This is a genomic window from Halomonas colorata (assembly GCF_014897985.1).
Classification (GTDB): Bacteria; Pseudomonadota; Gammaproteobacteria; order Pseudomonadales; family Halomonadaceae; genus Vreelandella; species Vreelandella colorata.
In genome coordinates this window covers 1-20,194 of the sequence record NZ_JABUZA010000023.1, presented here as the reverse complement: position 1 = coordinate 20,194, position 20,194 = coordinate 1, and the positions used below count along the sequence as shown (strand labels likewise).

Sequence of the window (20,194 nt, the reverse complement as noted above, 5' to 3'; positions counted from 1 at the left end):
TTTTTATGCAGGCATATAACGCGATGGCTAACCTTTAAGCCGCCCGGTGCTTTTACGCACGATCAAGTGGCTGCTTAGCGTTTGATGGCGTATGGGCTGCTCGCCACGCAAAAGGTGAAGCAGCAACTGCATGGCCTGCTGGCCGATTTCATTGCGCGGCTGGCTAATGGTCGTCAGTTCCGGATCGCAGTATTCGCTCAGGCCGATATTGTCAAAGCCGACAACGGACAGCTGGTCGGGCACGCTAATACCCAACTGGCGGGCGGCTTTCAGCACGCCAACCGCCATCTCGTCACTATGACAAAAAATCGCGGTGGGTCGGGGCGTTTTCCCCTCCAGCAGGGCTAACCCCTGCTGATACCCGGAGCGAAAGCCAAAGTTACCCTCTGCAATACGCGCTTCACTACTCAACTGATGGGCCGCTAGCGTATCGCGATAGCCGCGATTGCGTTCCTGGCAAATAGGGTTATGCGCTGGGCCAGAAAGCGTTGCGATACGTTGGTGGCCAAGCGACACCAGGTAATCAATCGCCTGGCAGCTGGCTTGATGGTTATCGATGGCAATCAGGGGAAGATCGATATCGCTAAAAAATTCACATGCCATGACCAACGGAAAGTCCGCCTGCTTATCCGCTTGCTTGACCAGCGCTCTGGGAATCTCGGAGGTCAACAGCACAATACCATCGGCCTGGTTGGTGGAAAGCAGCCGAAAGTAGGCTTCTGCACGTGCTGGGTCGTGTTCGCAGTCGCCAATCAGTATCTGGTAACCCGCCTGATGGGCAACATCCTCCATGCCGCTAATAATCTCGGAGAAGAACGGATTGGAAATATCCGGCAAGAGCGCCACGATGGTTTTGGACTCCGCACGGCGCAAGTTGCGTGCGGCAATATTGGGTGAATAACCCACCTGAGCAATTGCCTGATTTACCCGCTTGCGGGTGGCATCGCTGACTTTTTCAGGCGTTGCCAGGGCGCGTGATACGGTCGCTGTCGAACAGCCCGCCGCTTTCGCCACGTCTTTAATCGTCGGCACGCTATGCGGCTGTTTGCTCGTTACCTGGGTGTTAAGCATTGAACGATGGTCCTGAAAAAAACGCGCCTGAAAGCGGGCGGTTAAAGACAATATTGGCGCGCTACTCGCTAAAATGTAAATGTTTACATTCAAATTCTAGCAGTGTTAACCAGAACATTTAAACGCACCTTTACTATTAGCGCGTTAATTATATGGCTATTTATTTCCTATTCTTGTTTATTCTTTAGTCTAAATTATAAGCGCTTAGCGAGAATTTTAAGATTTAAAATCCTTTTGTAGCAGTGCGTTATCCATTTTATTTCATCCTTTTTGTCATGCTTGACCGATGTACTTTGCTCTGCTGAAATGTAATCCATTACATTGTGTTTTTCAGTACTGATTGCTGACGCCAAAACAACAAAATAAATGAGGTCGATGATGAAGACACTTAAAGGGCCCGCGCTCTTTCTAGCCCAGTACATTGGTGACGAGCCGCCTTTCGATAGCCTGGAGCATATTGCGCGCTGGGCATCGGAGCTGGGCTTTAAAGCGCTGCAAATGCCCACGTTGGATAAGCGGTTTTTTGATCTTGAGCGAGCGGCAGAAAGCCAGGCGTATTGCCAGGAGATTCAGGCCCTTTTAGCGGGGTATGGTCTAGAGATTTGCGAGCTTTCCACTCATCTCCAAGGCCAATTGGTGGCCGTGCATCCGGTTTATGACAGCCTGTTTGACGGCTTCGCCCCGCCTGAACTGCACGGCGACCCGGTCGCACGTCAGGCCTGGGCTGTCGAGCAGCTAAAGCTTGCCGCGCAGGCCAGCGCCAATCTGGGGTTGAAGGCCCATGCTACGTTCTCAGGCTCGCTGCTTTGGCCGTTTCTTTACCCGTGGCCACAGCGCCCCGCTGGGCTGGTTGAAGATGGTTTTGCCGAGCTTGCCAAACGCTGGCGCCCTATTCTGGATGCCTTTGATGCCGTCGGTGTGGACTTGTGCTTTGAAATTCATCCCGGTGAAGACCTGCACGATGGTGCGACCTTTGAGCGTTTTTTAGCCGCCGTGGACCATCACCCGCGCTGCTGCATGCTGTATGACCCTTCGCATTTGGTGCTTCAACAGCTTGATCACCTTGCCTTTCTTGATCGTTATCACCCGTATATCCGCATGTTTCATGTCAAGGATGCCGAGTTTCATCCTACCGCCCAGCAGGGCGTTTACGGCGGCTACACCTCTTGGGTCGAGCGGGCAGGCCGCTTTCGCTCCCTGGGCGATGGGCAGGTGGATTTCAAAGCGGTGTTCTCGAAACTGGCCCAGTACGATTTTGACGGCTGGGCGGTCATCGAGTGGGAGTGTGCGCTCAAGCATCCTGAGCAGGGCGCGGCGGAAGGCGTCACGTTCGTGAATGAGCACATTATCCAGGTGACCGACCGCGCGTTTGATGACTTTGCCGATGCCGGGACGGATCGTGAGGCTAATCGCACGCTGCTGGGTCTCGGCTAAACCACGCTCAGGGGTTAGATAATGACAACAACCAACGACACGCCACGCAGACTTCGCCTCGCCATGATAGGCGGCGGCCAGGGCGCCTTTATTGGCGGTGTGCACCGTATGGCGGCGCGGCTGGACGACCGCTTTGAGCTGGTGGCCGGGGCTTTTTCATCCCAAACAGAGCGCAATCTGGCGACCGCCAACGAGTTAGGCATTGATGGCCAGCGCTGCTATGCCGACTACGCAGCGCTGTTGGCAGGCGAAGCCGCCCGCGAAGATGGCGCCCAGGTCGTGGCGATTGTGACGCCTAACCACCTGCATTACCCGGCGGCGCTGGCAAGCCTGGAAGCGGGCTTTCATGTGGTATGTGAAAAACCCATGACGCTCAGCGTTGAGGAAGCCGAACAGCTGGCGCAAGCGGCTGAGAAAAGCGCTCGCCACTTTGTATTAATGCACAACTATGCGGGTTATCCACTGGTTCAGCATGCCCGTGAAATGATTGCCCAGGGCGCGCTGGGACAGCTTCGCCATGTGCAGGTCGAATATATTCAAGAGTGGTTAAGCGAACCCCCGGAAGCCGATAACCGCCAGGCCGCCTGGCGTTTAGACCCCACCCAGGCGGGGGCTGCTGGCTGCCTGGGAGATATTGGCGTGCACGCGTTTCAACTGGCCCAGTTTATTAGCGGCCAGCGCGTCAGTGAGGTAAGCGCTGAGCTGGTGACCACGGTGCCGGGGCGGGCGCTTGATGATAACGTTCAGGCGCTGCTGCGCTTTAACGGCGGTGCGCGGGGCATGCTGTGGGCAAGCCAAACGGCCGCTGGTTATGAAAACGCGTTAACCATTCGTGTCATCGGCGAGAAGGCCAGCCTGCAATGGGCCCAGGAGCAGCCCAACGAGCTGTGGCTGAAACCGCTTAACGGACCAAGCCAGCGCTTAACGCGGCGTGGTGATTGGTTAAGTGCAGGTGTTGGCCAGGGCGTTCGCGTACCGGGCGGGCACCCGGAAGGCTACATTGAAGCCTTCGCCAACCTGTATCAGGCGTTGGCCGATGGGCACGCGGCTGGTGAATATCCCGCTTGGCTACCGGGCATTGAAGACGGTGTGTATGGCATGCGCTTTATTAAGGCGGCGATTACTTCACACCAAGCGGCAGGCAGCTGGACGCCGCTGCATCTGACTAAAGCGCCAGACGCTTCCGGGAGCGCCCCATGAGCGAGCCTATTTTAACGCTTGAAGGGATCGGTAAAGCCTTCGGCCCCGTTCAGGTGCTAAATGATATTTCCCTTTCCGTTATGCCGGGCGAAGTGCTGGGTATTCTGGGGGAAAACGGCGCCGGGAAATCCACGCTGTTAAAGATCATCAGCGGTATCTACACGCCAACGGTGGGGTCGATCCACCTGAATGGTCAGATATTTAGTGCGTTGGACCCGATTACGGCGCGTTTTCACGGCGTGGCGATGATCCCCCAGGAATTCAATTTAATCCCCACGCTGCGTGTTTACGAAAATGTCTTTTTGGGCCAGGAAGTACGCCGTCATGGTTTTCTGGATCACGCAGGCATGCGTAAGCGCACCCAGGAACTGCTCAGCTCGCTTGAAGTGGACCTGGACCCTGAACTTCCCATTGAGCGGCTAAGCGTTGCCCAAAAGCAGATGGTAGAAGTGGCCAGGGTACTGGTTAACGACGCGCGACTGCTGATTCTGGATGAGCCCACTACGGTACTGACCGACCGCGAAGTCGCGGTGCTGTTTAACGTGGTGCGCGCGCTGGTCGCCAAGGGCGTCACGATTTTATTTATTTCTCACAAGCTAAAAGAGGTCAAAGATCTCTGTGATCGGCTGCTGATTTTACGCGACGGCCAGCAGGTAGAGCTGTGCGAGACCGCGACGCTTAATGAGGAGGACATGGCGCGCAAAATGGTCGGGCGCGAGCTGTCACAAATTTACCCTGAGAAGCTTGCGCAACGTGCTGACAATACGCCGCCCGCGCTGCGTGTGCAGGGCTTAAGCCTTAAAGGCAAGCTCAAGGGCATCAACCTTGAAGTACGCCGTGGCGAAGTGCTGGGGCTGGCCGGGCTAGTGGGCGCGGGGCGCACCGAAATTGCTGAAACCATCATGGGGCTGCACCGCAAAGAGCAAGGCGAAATATTTATCGATGGCGAGCCTGTAGATCTTCGTTCGCCCAACGAAGCCCATGCCCACGGTTTGGCGTATCTGTCAGAAGACCGCCAAGGCAAGGGGCTGATTCTCTCGTTTAACGTCATGCAGAACATTACCGCTCTCAGCCTGAAACGCTATGTGCGCGGCTTCATAAAGCATCGCGCTGAACGTCGCCAGGCCGAACATTACCAGCAACGTCTTTCTATCAAGGCATCCAACCTGGCGGCGCCGGTAAGCCTTCTGAGTGGCGGCAACCAGCAGAAGGTTTACTTCTCGAAGCTACTCGATATTGAACCCGATATCCTGATGCTCGATGAGCCCACTCGCGGCATCGACATCAGCGCCAAGCAGCAGATTTATCAGCTGATCCGCGACCTTACCCAACAAAATAAAGCCGTTATCGTGATCTCTTCCGAGCTTGAAGAGGTCATTGGTATTGCGGATCGGGTGTTAGTGATTCGCGAAGGGCAAATAGCCGTTGAGCTTAACGGTGACGATATCAACGAAGAACAAATAATGCTGTATGCCGCTGGCGCACGGCAGCACGCCAACCGTGAACAAGTGGGGAATCAAGATGGCTCAACCGCCTAATACCAAGACAATGGGGAGCGTTGCACGCCAAGGCCTGCGCAGACTGCCCCTTAACGCGACGATTCTGGCCCCGCTGGTGGCGCTGATTTTGCTGTTTGTGGTGTCGTCCATCGCCAGCGAATATTTTCTCGATACCCGCAATATCTCCAACGTGATGCGTCAGGTTTCCTATACCGGCATTATCGCCATCGGCATGACCTTTGTGATTATCGCCGGTGGCATCGATTTGTCGGTGGGGTCAATGGTGGCGCTGGTGGGCGTGGTTATCCTGTACATCATTAATAGCATTAGTGACCCCGTCCAGGCGGTGCTTCTCGGCCTGTTGGCCGCTATCGCGGCGGGCGGGCTGTTAGGGCTATTCAACGGTTTGTTAGTTACCCGGGGGCGCATAGCGGCTTTTGTGGTAACGCTTGCCAGCATGTCGATCTTTCGTTCGCTGGCGCTCTACTTCACTGATGCAGCGGTGGTTTCTACTCCCAATCCGCACTTCTCAAGCGTGGGCGGCGGTTACTTTCTGGGCATTCCAATTCCCGTGCTAGTGTTCTTTGGCTTGGCGATCATCGCACATGTGCTGCTGTTTCATACGCCCTACGGGCGGCATGTGTGCGCGGTAGGCGCTAACCCTCAGGTAGCACGCTACTCGGGCATTCGGGTCGAGCGCATTGTGCTCTCCACCTTTGTGATTGCGGGCATTTGTGTGGGGCTTTCGGCCATCATGCTGACCTCGCGGCTCAACTCGGTCAGCCCGAGCGATGCAGGCTACTTTTATGAGCTGGATGCCATTGCTGCCGTCGTCATCGGAGGCACGGCGCTTTCCGGCGGACGCGGTTCGGTATGGGGCACGGTCATCGGTGCGCTGATTCTAGGCATTATCAACAACATGCTTAACCTGACCGGCGTCTCCCCTTATTTACAGGGGCTGGTCAAGGGCGGCGTCATTTTGTTGGCGGTACTGCTGCAGTACAAGCGTGCCTGATTCGTTAATACGGGGTTTAAGAACGGTCTTTTCGGTCGCTATGCCCAAACAGGGCCGACGATCACACTGGGCGGGGTTGGCTCGCCCATCCACGATGTACGTTAGAAAGGGAGCAATAACAATGACACTATCACGCCTTTTCAAGACTGCCGCGCTGGCAACGGCCATGGCAAGCACATCCAGCCTGGCGCTGGCCGACGACTACCATATTGGCGTCACCGTACCCTCCGCTGACCATGGCTGGACCGCAGGCCTTTTGTGGTGGGCACAGCAAGCTGCCGACGACCTGAGTGAGAAGTATCCGGATGTGAGCTTTACCGTGCTTTCCGCCAACTCCGGCACGACTCAGGTCTCTAACGTGGAAGATTTGATGATTCGCAATCTGGATGCGCTGGTCATTTTGCCACACGACCCGGCAACGCTTCAGGCGGTTATTTCCGAAGCTTATGATGAAGGCATCTACACCGTTGTGGTCGACCGCGAGCTTGAAACGCCTGCGCAAGACGTCTTTATTGCGGGCGATAACCCCGGCCTGGGCGATCACGCCGCGCGTTATATTGCTGAAGAGCTGGGCGGCGAGGGCAATATTTTGGTGCTGGAAGGCCCGCCTATTCCCATCAACAGCCAGCGTGTCGATGCCTTTAATCGAGTGATGGAAAACTATCCCGATATCACTATCCTGGCCTCCCAAACGACCAACTGGAACCCACAGCAGGCGCTTAGCGTAACGGAAGACCTGCTGGGCAGTAACCCGGAAGTGGATGCCATTTGGGCGGGTGACGATGACGTATTGATCTCGGCGCTTCAGGCAGTGGATGAAAACAACCGCGACGATATAAAGCTGATTGTGGGCGGTGGCGGTTCTCAGCGCGTGATTGAAATGATCCGTAACGAGCACCCGATGGTTAAAGGCACCGTAACCTATCCGCCGAACATGATTGCCTCTGCCATGGCGCTAGCGGTGCACGGTGTTAAAGGCGAGCATCTGGGTGATATGTACCACGGCGTGCCTTCACGGCTCATTCTTAACGCTGACCTGATCACCCTCGACAATGTAGAAGAGTACTACGAGCCAGAAGCGTCCTACTAAACGCCCCGGCCGCTAAACGCCCCGCCCTTGAGCTAGTGAATGGCCAAGGGCGGGGCGTTTTTTGTCTTGAGAGCGGCTTTAACGTTAGCGCTGTTCGCGTTCCAGGGGCAGAGCGTAGCTTGCGGTGATATGGGCAACCGGGCGGGTGTCATCCGCGGCGGAGAAAACCTGTACCTCGCCAACGCCTAATCGGCGGCCCAGCTTGATCAGTTTGGCGTGGGCGATAATGTCGTGTTCGCCTGAAGCGGCGCGCAGGAAGTGACAGTTGAAATCGCTGGTCACCGCCATGGGTTCCGGGCCGATTTGGGCCAGAATCGCCACATACAGCGCTACATCGGCAAAGCCCATCATCGTGGGGCCGCTTACTCGGGGGCCGGGGCGCAGGTGTTCATAACCTACCGTTAAGCGCATCGTGGCACACATCTCGCCTACGCTCTCGATTCGGCCCATCCGCTGAGGAAATACTTCATCCAGGAACTGCTCGATCTGCTCGACGTTCATCACTGTCATTATTGTTATCCTTCATAAAAAAGCCCCAAGGCATGTGCCTTGGGGCTAGTTGTACCACGAAACCGATTTACTTGGCTTTATGCACCTGGCGCCACTCGTGAAGTAGCGGCTCGGTGTAGCCTGACGGCTGCACGCGACCCTTGAAGATCAGGTCAGAGGCGGCCTTGAAGGCGGTAGAGTCTTCGAAGTGACTGCTCATCGCGGTGTAAGTGGGGTCACCGGCGTTTTGCTCATCGACGACCTTGGCCATGCGCTTGAGGGTTTCTTTCACGCGAGCCTCATCGACAATGCCATGATGCAGCCAGTTGGCGATGTGCTGGCTGGAAATACGCAGCGTGGCGCGGTCTTCCATCAGGCCCACGTCGTGAATATCCGGCACCTTCGAGCAACCCACACCGTGCTCTACCCAGCGCACCACGTAACCCAGAATGCCCTGGCAGTTGTTGTCCAACTCCTGCTGCTTCTCGTCATCGGACCAGTTGGCGTTTTCAGCCACCGGCACGCTGAGTAGATCATCCAGGAAGTCAGGCTCGCCCAGGTCTTCAAGCTCGCGCTGAACGTCGGTCACGTTCACCTGATGATAGTGCAGCGCGTGCAGGGTAGCGGCCGTGGGCGAAGGCACCCAAGCGGTGTTGGCACCGGCTTTCGGGTGGCCGATTTTCTGTTCGAGCATGTTGTGCATTAAATCGGGCATGGCCCACATGCCTTTACCGATCTGGGCGCGACCGCGCAGGCCGCAGGCAAGGCCTACCTGCACGTTGCTCTTCTCATACGCCGCGATCCATTTGGCGCCTTTCATATCGCCCTTGCGAACCATCGGGCCCGCTTCCATCGCGGTATGCATTTCATCGCCGGTCCGGTCGAGGAAGCCCGTGTTGATGAATGCCACGCGTGAAGAGGCCTCGGCAATACACGCCTTGAGGTTAACCGTCGTGCGGCGCTCTTCATCCATGATGCCCATTTTCAGGGTATCGCGGCTCATGCCCAGCAGGTCTTCCACGCGGCCAAACAGCTCGTTGGCAAACGCTACTTCAGCAGGGCCGTGCATCTTGGGCTTGACGATATACACTGAGCCGGTGCGCGAATTGCGCGGCTGATCGGCGTCTTTTTTCAGATCGTGCAGGGCAAGCAACGAGGTCACCACGGCGTCGAGAATACCTTCCGGCAGCTCGTTGCCATCCTCATCCAGAATCGCTGGTGTGGTCATCAAGTGGCCCACGTTACGCACGAACATCAGCGAACGGCCGGGCAGTGTCACCTTGCCGCCTTCGGTGGTGTCCCAGGTGCGGTCCGCGTGCAGCTTGCGTGCGAAGGTTTTGCCGCCCTTGTCGATGCTCTCTTCCAGATCGCCCTTCATCAGGCCGAGCCAGTTGCTATACACACCGACCTTGTCTTCGGCGTCCACGGCGGCCACGGAGTCTTCGCAATCCATAATGGTGGTCAGCGCGGCTTCCACTACCACATCTTTCACGCCCGCTGGGTCGGTTTTGCCGATGGCGTGACTGGCGTCGATCTGGATTTCCAGGTGTAGGCCGTTATTGGCCAGCAAAATAGCTTCAGGTGCCGTCACTTCACCGGTAAAGCCAATCAGCTTGGCTGAATCTTTTAGCCCGGTTTCCCGGCCGCCTTCCAGCGTAACCACCAGATGGCCGTCGCGGATCGCGTATTTAACCGCATCGCGGTGAGAGCCGGTGGCCAAGGGCGCAGCACGATCCAGAACGCCTCGCGCATAGGCAATGACTTTGGCGCCGCGCTTGGGGTTAAAGCTGGTGCCTTTTTCCGCGCCGTCTTCCTCGGAAATAGCGTCGGTGCCATAGAGCGCATCGTAAAGACTGCCCCAGCGCGCATTCGCCGCATTCAGGGCGTAGCGGGCGTTACTCACCGGCACCACCAGCTGCGGGCCGGCTTGAAGTGCCACTTCACGGTCCACGTTGGCAGTATTGGCTTTCACGTTGGCCGGTGCATCTACCAGGTAACCGACCTGTTTTAAAAACGCACGGTAAGCCGACATATCGCTTATCGGGCCGGGGTTTTCACGGTGCCAGGTATCGAGTTTTTCCTGCAGCGCATCACGCTCTGCTAGCAATTGACGATTTTTTGGGGTCAGATCATGAAACAGAGCATCGACACCGGCCCAAAAAGCGCTTTTATCCACACCCGTTCCGGGTAGCGCCTGTTCATTAATAAAACGGTCCAGCTCGGCGGCCACCTGTAAACGGTGGTGCGTGATACGCTCGCTCATGGGGAGTTCTCCTGTGAAGATGCCCGTGGATTGTTTGAAGGCCACAGTTAGAGTGAAAATATATTTATGGAAAATACTTCCATATCTGGTTGGGCATGTAAACAGCGTAGACCTTAAAGCAGTAAAATGCTCGACCAAATGATGAGAAGAGGCCCAGAGTGGCCTTCTTAAAATAATGGAAGTAGGGCGTTCACGGAGAGACAGGGATGCAGGATTTCCAACAGCTGGAAGGCTTGTTTCGGCAAGCATCAGGCGAATCAGCGTTCTCTCGATTAATACCGGGTGAGGCGCTGTGGAACATAGTGCAGGACTATTTCCTGCACTATGATCTTGAAAAACTCCTGAAAGGCACCGATGAGGTGCATGCAGGGTTTATCGATACCGGGCGCTTTAGCCTGTGGTGCCAGGTCTGGAGCCCGCCCAAGCCGTCCGGCACGGCGTTTGTGGTGCACGGCTACTTCGATCATTTAGGGCTTTATCGACATTTATTGGCGCACCTATTGGCGAAAGGCTGGCGGGTAGTGCTATGGGACTTACCGGGTCACGGCCTTTCAAGCGGCCCACGGGCGGAAATTGAAGATTTCGACGACTACCAGCACTGCCTGACACATATGCAGAATACTCTGCAAACATTGGGGATGGCCCCTAAGCCTTGGCTGGGGGTTGGGCAAAGCACCGGGGCCGCCATTTTGGCCACCGACGCGTTAACCCGCCGTGAGGAATCCGGGTGGGATGGTTTAGTGCTATTGGCGCCGTTGGTGCGCCCCTGGCGGTGGAGCCAGGCCAGCTGGGTGCATTTAATCGCGAGCCCGTTTTTAAAAGAGCTGCCGCGTAAATATCGACCCAACTCGACCGATGAAACGTTTACCGAATTTCTACGTGACCGCGACCCGCTGCAGCCCGAGCGATTGAGCGTTGCCTGGGTGAGCGCCATGCGCCGCTGGATGCCACGCCTGCTGGCGCTCGCGCCTGTGGATATACCGGTGTTGATTTTGCAGGGGCAGCAGGATTTAACGGTGGATTGGGAATGGAACCTGAACATTCTGGCGGAAAAATTTACCGCCGCCGAGGTTCACTACCATCCAGATGCGCGCCACCATTTGGTGAACGAGGCAGAGCCGATTCGCCAGGTGCTGTTTGAAGCCATCAATACGTTTATTGATGGGATGCCCGCCGGTAATCCTGAGGCTACCGACCAATAAGCCATTGACTTAACAGGAGTGTTAACAGATGACAGCAGTGCCCAAGGTATTAGTATTTGCAGGCAGTAGCCGCCAGGACTCACTCAATAAGCAGCTAGCCCAGCTAGTGGCCAAGCGTATTGAAGCGCTGGGCGGTGTAGCAACGTTCGTGGATTTAAAAGACTACCCGTGCCCCTTGTTTGATGAAGATATCGAAACCCAAGGCATGCCCGAGAACGTGCTTAAACTGCGTAAGCTATTGGCCGATCACCAGGCGCTGTTTATTGCCTCGCCCGAATACAACGGCTTTATCACCCCGCTTTTGAAGAACACGCTGGACTGGCTGTCTCGCCCTTATGAAGACACGCCGGGCCTGGCACTTTACTCAGGTAAATGGGCCGCGCTGGTATCGGCATCCCCTGGTGGCCTAGGCGGCATTCGCGCTATGCCACTGGCCCAGCAGCTGCTCGCCAATCTGGGTTTGATCGTACTGCCCCAGCCCATGTCACTATCCAAAGCGCACACTGCTTTTGATGAAACGGGCGCGCTTATCGAAGAAGCCAATAGCGAAAAGCTTGATGCTCTCTGCCAGCGGCTAGTGGATATTCTGGCGCGTGCCAACGCGTAACTTCTACCTCCTCATCATCAAGCGCGCAGGCGGTTTCCAGTGTCTTGGCCACCGAGGGCGCCCGCCCCAACTCAAAGGAGTTTCCTCTTATGTCGGATATTCTGATTAGTGCCCATGATCTGTTGGATCGCTTAGCGAGTGATACACCACCCAAGGTGTTGGATGCATCGCTACCTAACAGCCCCATTGCGGCTCATGTACCGGAAGATGATCGAAAAATACCCGGCTCACTTGAGTTCGATATCGAGCAGGTCTTTTCCGACCGCGAGGCGGCATTTCCACATACGCTGCCCGCAAAAGAGGCGCTGGAGGCGGCGTGCCAAGGCCTCGGCCTGGCTCCTGATGATGAGATCGTCATTTACGATAATCGAGGCGTTTACTCCTCCCCGAGGGCCTATTGGCTGCTTACCCAAGCGGGCTTCAAGAAGGTAAAACTGCTGGATGGCGGTCTGCCTCACTGGCTTTCGCTGTCGTTGCCAGTCCAGCACGGTTATTCAGCGCCAGCGCCGCTGTCTTCCCGCCCTGTGCTACAGGCCAACGAGAGCGTGGTCAGTGTGGACGAGGTCTACGCCAATATTTCGCAGCAGCGCTTTAAACTGGTAGATGCCCGAAGTGCCGAGCGCTTTTCAGGGGCGGGCCCCGAGCCCCGCCCAGAATTCCCCAGTGGGCATATCCCTGCCTCTTTTAATCTGCCCTTTACCGAGGTTCTGGAAGACGGACACTTCAAGAGCCGGGAGGAGATTGCAGCGCTCATGCGCAGCAAAGAGCTTGAGCCGTCGGATCATCTGACCTTCAGCTGTGGCTCCGGCATCACCGCCTGCATTGTGTGGGTGGCCGCGGAGCTTGCCGGGTACGAGCATCTTGCGCTGTTCGATGGTTCATGGACGGCGTGGGTGATGAGCGGCCGCCACGAAAGTTGAGGGCAGGCCTTACTTCATGCGCCTTCAGCCTTTGCCCAGCATTCGATCCAATTGTCGATAGCCGATGGCCTCGATCAGGTGCGCTTGGGAGGGCTTGGGCTCACCCTGCAAATCAGCCAGCGTTAGCGCCACGCGCAGCACTCGGTGGTAGGCGCGGGCGGAGAGCTTGAGCTTTTCCAGCACGCTGGCAAGCCAGGTGCGCTCCTCATCGTTCAAGTCGCAGGCGGCTTCCAGTGCCTTGCCGCCTAGCTGGCTATTGAGCGCGCCACGTGCCATTTGACGCTCTCTTGCCGCCATCACACGCTCGCGCACCGCCTCGGACGATTCACCTTGGGTTTGGGCGGTGAGCTGTTCAGGCGGTAGCGCGGGGACTTCGACCTGTAGGTCAATACGATCCAGCAGCGGGCCGGAAAGCCGCGCTTGATAGCGCTGAATCTGGCTGGCGGTGCACTGGCAGCGCTGGCGTGGGTCGCCTAAATGCCCGCAGGGGCAGGGGTTCATGGCGGCTACCAATTGAAACTGCGCCGGGTAACGGCGTTCATGGCTTGCCCGGGCCAGATGTATTTCGCCCGTTTCCAGCGGCTGTCTTAAAACTTCTAACACGTTGCGGGAAAATTCCGGCAGCTCGTCTAAAAACAGCACGCCGTGGTGGGCAAGCGAGATTTCTCCCGGCTTGGGTTTTGAGCCACTGTCATTTTCAGCAATTAATGCGACCCTCAGAGCGTAATATCGGGCTATTATGGTAGTCTGTGCAGGATTGAATGCGACAGAATTAATAGCAATTACTGCGACAGGTCACGTTTTATTCAATATTTGGTGCGACTGCTCATGCCACTGCCTACTTCCGTTCGTAAAATCGGCCCTACCCGACGAAGTGTGTCTGGCTACTATGCCTTTCGCGGGGAGGAGTCTATTGCGTTCGAGTCGACGCTCGAACGTGATTTCCTCATCAAGGCTGACTTTGATGTAAGCGTCCTTGGTGTGATTTCCCAGCCGTGCGAGATTCCGTTTCATCATCCCGGGACCGGTAGGCGCTACACCTACACGCCGGATTATTTGGTTTATTACCGTCTCGGTAACCGTGATTACAGGGATTACCCAAAACCTCTCCTGGTGGAGGTCAAACCACGGGAAAAGTGGCAAGCACATTGGCGTGAATGGTCGCCTAAATGGAAGGCGGCGATGCGGCATGCCAGCAACGAGGGGTGGTCGTTTAGCATTCATGACGAGAGCCGCATTCGTGATAAGACCCTGGACAACATCACCTTCTTGGCGCGCTACAAACGAATGGTGTTTCCCTCGGTTGAAAGCCAGGCAGTGCTCAATACGGTGAGGGAGATGGGGGTGGCGACCTTGGATTACCTGCTGTCTCGGCACTTCATGGGTGACATTTATCGGGCAGAGGGGATTGCACACTTATGGCACCTGCTGGCGACTCGGCAACTAGATTGCGATATGGCTCAATCCTTTAGCCCTCTATCAGAGGTGTGGATACCCGATTATGAATAATCATCGTGACATCACAGCTGAACCCAGTAACGGTGTTGCCCAAACACGCCAACACTTGCAAATCACGGTGGGCGAGCAGGTTCAGAAAGATGACACCGTTTACCGAATTTCTCAGGTGCTCGATTTTGAGACGGTCATTGGTATTGCCGTTGAGTCCGGGCGTAGTTGTCCGCTTCGCATCAGTGAATTAACGCCTTTCCATAGCGGACCTGCCCCCCTTGAGCAGGATATGTCTGAGATTGGGGATGCCGATTGGCGGGAGGCTGAGCATCGCCTCTCCATCATTAAGCCCTTGGTGGATCGTCATACCGTAGGGCGAGATGCAGCGGAAGAGCGTGCTAAACAAACGGGGGTGGATACGGCCACGATTTATCGTTGGTTGAAGCGGTACAAGGCGACGGGCTCGGTGCTTGCATTGATTCCTCGAAAGCCAGGATGGAAGAAGGGTAAGTCGCGTATCCCCGCGCATGCCGAGGCGGTCATTCAGGAAGTCATCAAAGAGGTGTACCTGACGCTGCAGCGTCCCTCCGCGCAAAAAGCGGTACAGGAAGTGATGCGGCGTTGCCATGAACGGCGCATCGACCCGCCGAGCCCTGGTACCGTTCGTGCTCGTCTGCGGGATATTCCAGAGCGTGACCGGTTGCGTGGCCATGGCTTTAGAGACAAAGCCATTAACAAGTTCCAGCCAGCGGCTGGGAAGTTTCCCAATGCGGACTACCCGCTAGCGGTCATGCAGATTGACCACACGCCTGCCGATATTATTTTAGTCGATGACGTGCATCGCAAACCGATTGGTCGACCATGGATCACATTGGCCATGGACGTGTGTACCCGTGTGGTCACGGGGTATTACTTATCGTTTGATCCACCCTCTGAAACATCCGTCGGCATGTGTGTGGCTCAATCAATGCTGCCTAAAGATGAATGGCTGCTGCTGCATAACGTGGAGGCTGAGTGGCCGGTATGGGGCACTCCCGCCACGATTCATGTCGATAACGGCCCCGATTTTCGCTCAGAGACGTTTCGGCGCTCATGCCTAGCCTATGGAATCAATCTTGAATTTCGGCCTGTTAAGCAGCCTCGTTACGGTGGCCACATCGAGCGGTTGCTGGGCTCTCTTCTCAAAGAGATCCATAACCTGCCTGGGACGACCTTCTCCTCCATTAAAGAGAAAGAGGGGTACGATCCAGAGAAGCACGCGGCCATGACGAAAAGCGAGTTTGAAGAGTGGCTGGTGACGTTGATTTGTAAGGTTTACCACCAGCGTCTTCATTCTGGGATTGGTATGTCACCGATGCGGAAATGGGAAGTCGGTGTGTTTGGCAATGCCGATGTGCAGGGAGTGGGCTTAGCGCCACGGCCTGCTGATAGACTTTCTGTACTGCTCGATTTTTTGCCCAGCTTTCAGCGCACGATCCAGACTTTTGGTGTGACCATCGATGGCATGAACTATTACGATGAGGCGCTCAGGCCATGGATCAATGCCAAAGATCCAGACACGCCGAACAAGAAACGCACCTTTGTGTTTCGGCGTGACCCTCGTGACATTAGCGTCATTTGGTTCAAAGACCCGGAGCTCGGGCAGTATTTTCGTGTGCCCTTTGCCAATCTCGCTCTCCCCTCAATGAGTGTTTGGGAGCATGCCCAGGCCAAAGCACGCCTTCGCCAGGAAGGCAGGAGTTCGGTCAATGAGTCTGAAATTCTACGCGCTATTAGTGAACTGCGAACCCATGTGGAGGAGTCGCAAGCACGTACCAAGCGAAGTCGCCGTCAGGCACAACGACGTAAAGAGCATGAGAAAAAGGTGACGCCTGCCGATCCCCTTTTACATGCGCCCTCAACCGCGGCCCCCAAAGAGTCACCCGCTCAGGCAGACGGTCTCTTATCGGGTGATATCGATGTGAACTGGGACATATCATGAGCACACACCTTCATCCTGATCTTCGTCATGTCTTGGGGCTGTCCGCTAAAGAGCGAATGGAGTTTATGGATCAACCTCGATGGTTGGGGTATCCATTGGCCAATCGTGTCATTGAGGTCATGCGTGGGCTGATGGAGAAGCCTAGTCGTCCTCGTATGCCTAACCTTTTGCTCGTGGGTGACTCCAACAACGGAAAGACGACCATCGTTCAACGGTTTCGTAAACAGTACGGTGAAGGCTATGTGAATGAAGACGTAGAACCGGTGAAACCAGTGATCGTCACTCAAGCCCCACCGAGTGCCGATGAGAAAAGTCTTTATATCGCAGTGCTAGAGAGCTTTTGGGCTCCCTACCGGCCTTCAGACCCGGTACCCAAGCTACGCTACCAAGTGATTCATCAACTGCGGGCTTGCCATACCCGCTTGTTGATCATTGATGAGTTCCACTCATTGTTAACCGGTGGAGCCGTCAAGCAGCGGGAAACGATGAATGCCATTAAGCTCCTATGCAACGAGTTAATGATTCCCATCGTTGGTGTGGGTACGCAGGATGCTGTGCGTGTGCTGCATTCAGACCCGCAGCATGCGAGTCGCTTTGATGTGGTTGCATTACCGAAGTGGGAGCTCAATCAGGAGTTTCAGAAGCTGCTTGCTGGCTTTGAGAAGATCCTACCGCTCAAACACCCTTCCCAACTGCATGAGCCACAATTAGCTACTCAGCTCCACGCGATTTCTGGCGGTAATTTGGGTGACCTGCACCGGCTGCTGATTGAGTGTGCAAATGCCGCTATTTTGTCTGGAGCTGAGTGCATCGATGAGAAAATTATTCAGAGTAAATCATGGGTGCGGCCCACCCGTGGCATTAGGGAAGTGATGCTGTAATGCCCTGGGCGCTGAGTGTGCCCCTGCTGCCTGAAGAGTCCCTTTCATCATGGCTAGTTCGGGCGGCGTTGCGACAGGGGTGTGATCCTTTGTCGCTCACCGGGGCTATTTGGCCAACATGGCGTATATGGACGAGGGACATTGATAGGGAAATACCCCTTGCAAGAATGCGCCCATTAGTGAATGCCTCGGGGAATGCTTCCGCTAAGTTTCAGAAAGCGGGGATGCGGGACGATTGTGAGAAAGTGGTCGGTTACTCGTTACCGGAAACCCGGACTTGGCCCTGGTTGTTGGCACTCGGCAGCCGAAATCGAACCCGCCATGGAGGACAACAGGTATGCACGTTGTGCTTGGCAGAGGACTCAACCCCCTACTTGCGCCGGCACTGGCGATTCGCTTGGCACACTGGGTGCCGCTTTCATGGGGTGCAGCTGGTAGATGAGTGCCCGGCATGCAAGGCCCCTATAGAGCCCCATCGCCTGACAGCGGAAGATCAACATTTAGCTCAATGCAGTCGGTGTCATGAGGATTTTAGAAAAGCAGTATGCACGTCCCCTTTACCTGAAGCGCTCAGTTTCCAAGTGATGGCTGATCGTGTTTTAGAACAGAATAAGGTGGCGTTTAGGCAGGCCTCTATCACACCCGCCGATTGGTTTTCTATGGTGACTTTCTTTATTGGCGTTGTACGGCGTGCAAGTCGGCGGCCTGCCTCACCCCTCGGCGATGCGCTTCTGTCATTGGGCGTTTCGGTTACGAATAGCCAGATGCCTTTGTCTGGGTTAGCGTTTGAGCTTTTGCCTGTCAGCGAGCGTCGTGCTTTATTGGCGGCGGTTGAGCGGTTAATGAGCATAGGGGTTGAGGAAACGTTCAGTGCGTTGGTCGCGTTCAAAGTGAAAACGAGCACGCTTCATGATCCCCGAAAGTCACCCCCCATTGTGTTGTTACCACTGTTATCGCGGTTGTCTCACCACCCTCATGGGCCGCATCGCCGCCGCGTTTCACTAGCTCATCGCCCCATGTCGGAGCGCGCAGTTAGAGCCTCATGGGCGCGTTTAAAACGGAGAATGAAAGCGGAGCCAACCTCTTGAAGCAACATCAAACGGTAGACTGCGATGAGTGTGGTCGAGATGTCTCCAAATTGTGGCGACGCCATAAGGGTCATGGTTACTGCTCAACTTGCTATGCTCGTGTGTTTAAGCGGCGGATGTGCCCACGATGTGGCGAGTTAGCCCGTCTGCCTAAAAATGACCCAGACGCCGTCTGTCGTCAGTGCGATGTTGACAAACCGTGTGCACGATGTGGAAAAGCCAGTTCAGACTACAACATCGGCAAGGTCACTCCCTACGGCCCTGTCTGTAGCGCCTGCGCTCCCTATTTCAAAGAACCAGAACCCTGCGAGGCATGTGGGAAAGCATCTCAACGTCTTACCCGAGTGACACGTATGGGGCATGATCATCGGTTATGTCCAAGCTGTGCGACGGCAGATCACGGTACCTGCTCTGCGTGTCGTCGGCATCGCTTATTGGTCATGACATCCAGCGGTGACGCATTGTGTAAAGCCTGTTATGAGCAAGGTGAGATCGCCTGTCCATCGTGTGGCCATCCTATGCCAGCCGGTCGAGGCGATGTCTGTGAGCCCTGCTACTGGACACGAACATGCCGCAAGCGGATTTCCATTGGCCAAGCCGGTCTCACCACCAAAGCGTTACGTGAGGCATTTGGGAAATTTGGTGAATGGCTGATTCGTACCACAGGGCCGCATAAGGCTGCCCTCAAGATCAATCATTTCTTCTCGTTCTTCCTTGAGATTGACCAGGCATGGTCACGGATACCGAGCTATTCGGAGCTGCTCCATCACTTTGGGGCAGAGGGGTTGCGGCGTGTTAGGCTTCCCATGCGATGGTTGCATGAAGAGCAAGGGGTAGAGCCGGATCACCAAGCAAAGAAGATCGACTCTGAGAAAAGACGTATTCAAGCGTGTCTCAGTTCTATGCCGTCCGCTTCGCTATCAGACCAAGTGCTGCAAGCCTATTGGCTGCAATTGGAAACCCGTATAGAGGCGGGCAAAACGTCCCACACCTCCGCACGACTTGCACTAAGAGCAGCAGCCGCATTGCTACTCGCTACTGACCGGGAGGGGCAGCGGCTACCTCAACAGGGTGATGTGGACAACTATTTGCAGGCGGTGCCCGGACAAGCAGCCTCGGTGACGGGGTTTACCAATTTTTTAAATCGCCAACATGCCACCACACTAGCCCCTAGAGTGGATGAGAAGCGAGTAAGAAAACGGCGGAAAGAAAAGTTGGCTCGCTCCATGATGAAAATGGCGAAGTGTGCTGATCAAGGAGAGGACTGGAGGGAGCAATGGATCGTCACAGCCATGGAATATTTTCATGACAAGAAATTGTCCAAAAAAGCACTACGTCGTCAGACCATAGAGCTTTCAGGAGACGGGGTACAGGTGACCATGAACGGTGTGAGCTACTGGCTGCCTGCTTTATAAAACCATCATCGACTCCCACTAGCCGTCTTAAGTGGCTTTTAGTGTCAAATACATGAGGAGCTTAGCCAGCACCTCATGCAGGACAAGGGAGCCTAGCCCGGATTTCTCACAGGGTATAAAAGAAAGCGGCTGAAAGTGTTAACGTTTCAGGGCCTTACACCAAAACCAACACCAACAGCCGCTTCCAAAATGGTACCTGAAAAGCTGACCTTCTCGCCACTCTCTCGCCGCCAAATTGAAGCCGACTTCTCCGGGGGCCACATCACGTCGGACGCCGGATTACTCCTGCTTCGTGAAGTCGATAAACACCATCGCCTGACACGCCGCTTGGCCACCGTGCTTCATGACCCCCGTGCACCGAAACAGGTTCGTCATAAGCTCGACACTCTGGTTCGTCAGCGGGTGTTCGGTGTCGCTGCTGGCTACGAAGATTTCAACGACCATGAGGCCCTGCGCTATGATCAGGCCCTCCAGACAGCGCTCGGTGAAGAGGATACGCTGGCAGGCAAGTCAACGCTGTGCCGGGTGGAGCAGAACGCCGATCGGCAAGCAATAGTGAAGGCCCATGAGTTGCTGTGGCATCACTTCAT

17 protein-coding genes and 1 pseudogene are annotated in these 20,194 nt (G+C 55.6%); 14 read left to right on the top strand and 4 right to left on the bottom strand.

The window, feature by feature from the left end; genetic code table 11:
- Nucleotides 1-27 precede the first annotated feature (27 nt).
- Entirely contained in the window at nucleotides 28-1,071 is a 1,044-nt protein-coding gene (locus tag INT33_RS12325; protein ID WP_226940174.1) for a LacI family DNA-binding transcriptional regulator, read from the bottom strand.
- 378 nt (nucleotides 1,072-1,449) lie between these two features.
- On the opposite strand from INT33_RS12325, the gene INT33_RS12320 reads away from it, so the two are divergent.
- From INT33_RS12320 to INT33_RS12300, 5 genes are all read left to right on the top strand, one after another.
- Complete coding sequence (locus INT33_RS12320) at nucleotides 1,450-2,505, top strand: sugar phosphate isomerase/epimerase family protein (RefSeq protein WP_193092008.1); 1,056 nt, start codon at nucleotides 1,450-1,452, stop codon at nucleotides 2,503-2,505.
- Between the two features lie 21 nt (nucleotides 2,506-2,526).
- Nucleotides 2,527-3,705 carry a Gfo/Idh/MocA family protein gene (locus INT33_RS12315; RefSeq protein ID WP_193092007.1) on the top strand — a complete coding sequence of 393 codons (1,179 nt, stop codon included), beginning with the start codon at nucleotides 2,527-2,529 and terminating at the stop codon, nucleotides 3,703-3,705.
- The gene (locus tag INT33_RS12310; RefSeq protein ID WP_193092006.1) at nucleotides 3,702-5,243 is read left to right on the top strand and encodes a sugar ABC transporter ATP-binding protein; all 1,542 of its coding nucleotides are present in this window, start codon (nucleotides 3,702-3,704) and stop codon (nucleotides 5,241-5,243) included. The genes INT33_RS12315 and INT33_RS12310 overlap by 4 nt, the downstream gene beginning before the upstream one ends.
- Complete coding sequence (locus INT33_RS12305) at nucleotides 5,227-6,219, top strand: ABC transporter permease (RefSeq protein ID WP_193092005.1); 993 nt, start codon at nucleotides 5,227-5,229, stop codon at nucleotides 6,217-6,219. Before INT33_RS12310 ends, INT33_RS12305 begins: the two co-directional genes overlap by 17 nt.
- 121 nt (nucleotides 6,220-6,340) lie before the next feature.
- Nucleotides 6,341-7,309 (top strand): substrate-binding domain-containing protein, encoded by a 969-nt coding sequence (locus INT33_RS12300; protein WP_193092004.1) that lies wholly within the window; start codon nucleotides 6,341-6,343, stop codon nucleotides 7,307-7,309.
- 84 nt (nucleotides 7,310-7,393) lie between these two features.
- Here the strand turns inward: INT33_RS12300 and INT33_RS12295 are convergent, their stop codons facing one another.
- Together INT33_RS12295 and INT33_RS12290 are read right to left on the bottom strand one after the other, a co-directional pair.
- Complete coding sequence (locus tag INT33_RS12295; protein ID WP_193092003.1) at nucleotides 7,394-7,819, bottom strand: PaaI family thioesterase; 426 nt, start codon at nucleotides 7,817-7,819, stop codon at nucleotides 7,394-7,396.
- A 67-nt stretch (nucleotides 7,820-7,886) separates the two neighbouring features.
- Nucleotides 7,887-10,061, bottom strand: a complete 2,175-nt coding sequence (locus tag INT33_RS12290; RefSeq protein WP_193092002.1) for a malate synthase G — start codon at nucleotides 10,059-10,061, stop codon at nucleotides 7,887-7,889.
- A 206-nt stretch (nucleotides 10,062-10,267) separates the two neighbouring features.
- Here INT33_RS12290 and INT33_RS12285 point away from each other — a divergent pair, with 206 nt between their 5' ends.
- From INT33_RS12285 to INT33_RS12275, 3 genes are all read left to right on the top strand, one after another.
- A complete protein-coding gene (locus tag INT33_RS12285; protein WP_193092001.1) occupies nucleotides 10,268-11,263 on the top strand; it encodes an alpha/beta hydrolase in 996 nt (331 codons plus the stop codon).
- Nucleotides 11,264-11,291: 28 nt separating this feature from the next.
- A complete protein-coding gene (locus INT33_RS12280) occupies nucleotides 11,292-11,870 on the top strand; it encodes an NADPH-dependent FMN reductase (protein WP_193092000.1) in 579 nt (192 codons plus the stop codon).
- Nucleotides 11,871-11,959: 89 nt separating this feature from the next.
- Nucleotides 11,960-12,790, top strand: a complete 831-nt coding sequence (locus INT33_RS12275) for a sulfurtransferase (protein ID WP_193091999.1) — start codon at nucleotides 11,960-11,962, stop codon at nucleotides 12,788-12,790.
- 24 nt (nucleotides 12,791-12,814) lie between these two features.
- Here the strand turns inward: INT33_RS12275 and INT33_RS12270 are convergent.
- Nucleotides 12,815-13,477, bottom strand: a pseudogene (locus INT33_RS12270) (ATP-binding protein); the annotation flags it as partial.
- Nucleotides 13,478-13,618: 141 nt separating this feature from the next.
- Between INT33_RS12270 and INT33_RS12265 the strand changes: the two are divergent.
- The 6 genes from INT33_RS12265 to INT33_RS12240 all read left to right on the top strand — a co-directional run.
- Entirely contained in the window at nucleotides 13,619-14,299 is a 681-nt protein-coding gene (locus INT33_RS12265; RefSeq protein ID WP_193091998.1) for a TnsA endonuclease N-terminal domain-containing protein, read from the top strand.
- A complete protein-coding gene (locus INT33_RS12260) occupies nucleotides 14,292-16,220 on the top strand; it encodes a Mu transposase C-terminal domain-containing protein (protein ID WP_193091997.1) in 1,929 nt (642 codons plus the stop codon). Before INT33_RS12265 ends, INT33_RS12260 begins: the two co-directional genes overlap by 8 nt.
- Nucleotides 16,217-17,101: a TniB family NTP-binding protein gene (locus INT33_RS12255; protein WP_089691204.1), complete on the top strand. Its 885-nt coding sequence runs from the start codon at nucleotides 16,217-16,219 to the stop codon at nucleotides 17,099-17,101. Before INT33_RS12260 ends, INT33_RS12255 begins: the two co-directional genes overlap by 4 nt.
- On the top strand, nucleotides 17,101-18,189 hold the full coding sequence (locus INT33_RS21570; RefSeq protein ID WP_193091996.1) for a TniQ family protein: 1,089 nt from the start codon (nucleotides 17,101-17,103) through the stop codon (nucleotides 18,187-18,189). The genes INT33_RS12255 and INT33_RS21570 overlap by 1 nt, the downstream gene beginning before the upstream one ends.
- Nucleotides 18,190-18,707: 518 nt before the next feature.
- A complete protein-coding gene (locus INT33_RS12245) occupies nucleotides 18,708-19,604 on the top strand; it encodes a hypothetical protein (protein WP_193091995.1) in 897 nt (298 codons plus the stop codon).
- A 189-nt stretch (nucleotides 19,605-19,793) separates the two neighbouring features.
- Nucleotides 19,794-20,194, top strand: a 401-nt coding sequence (locus tag INT33_RS12240) for a transposase (RefSeq protein ID WP_193091994.1), incomplete at its 3' end; no start/stop codon positions are given.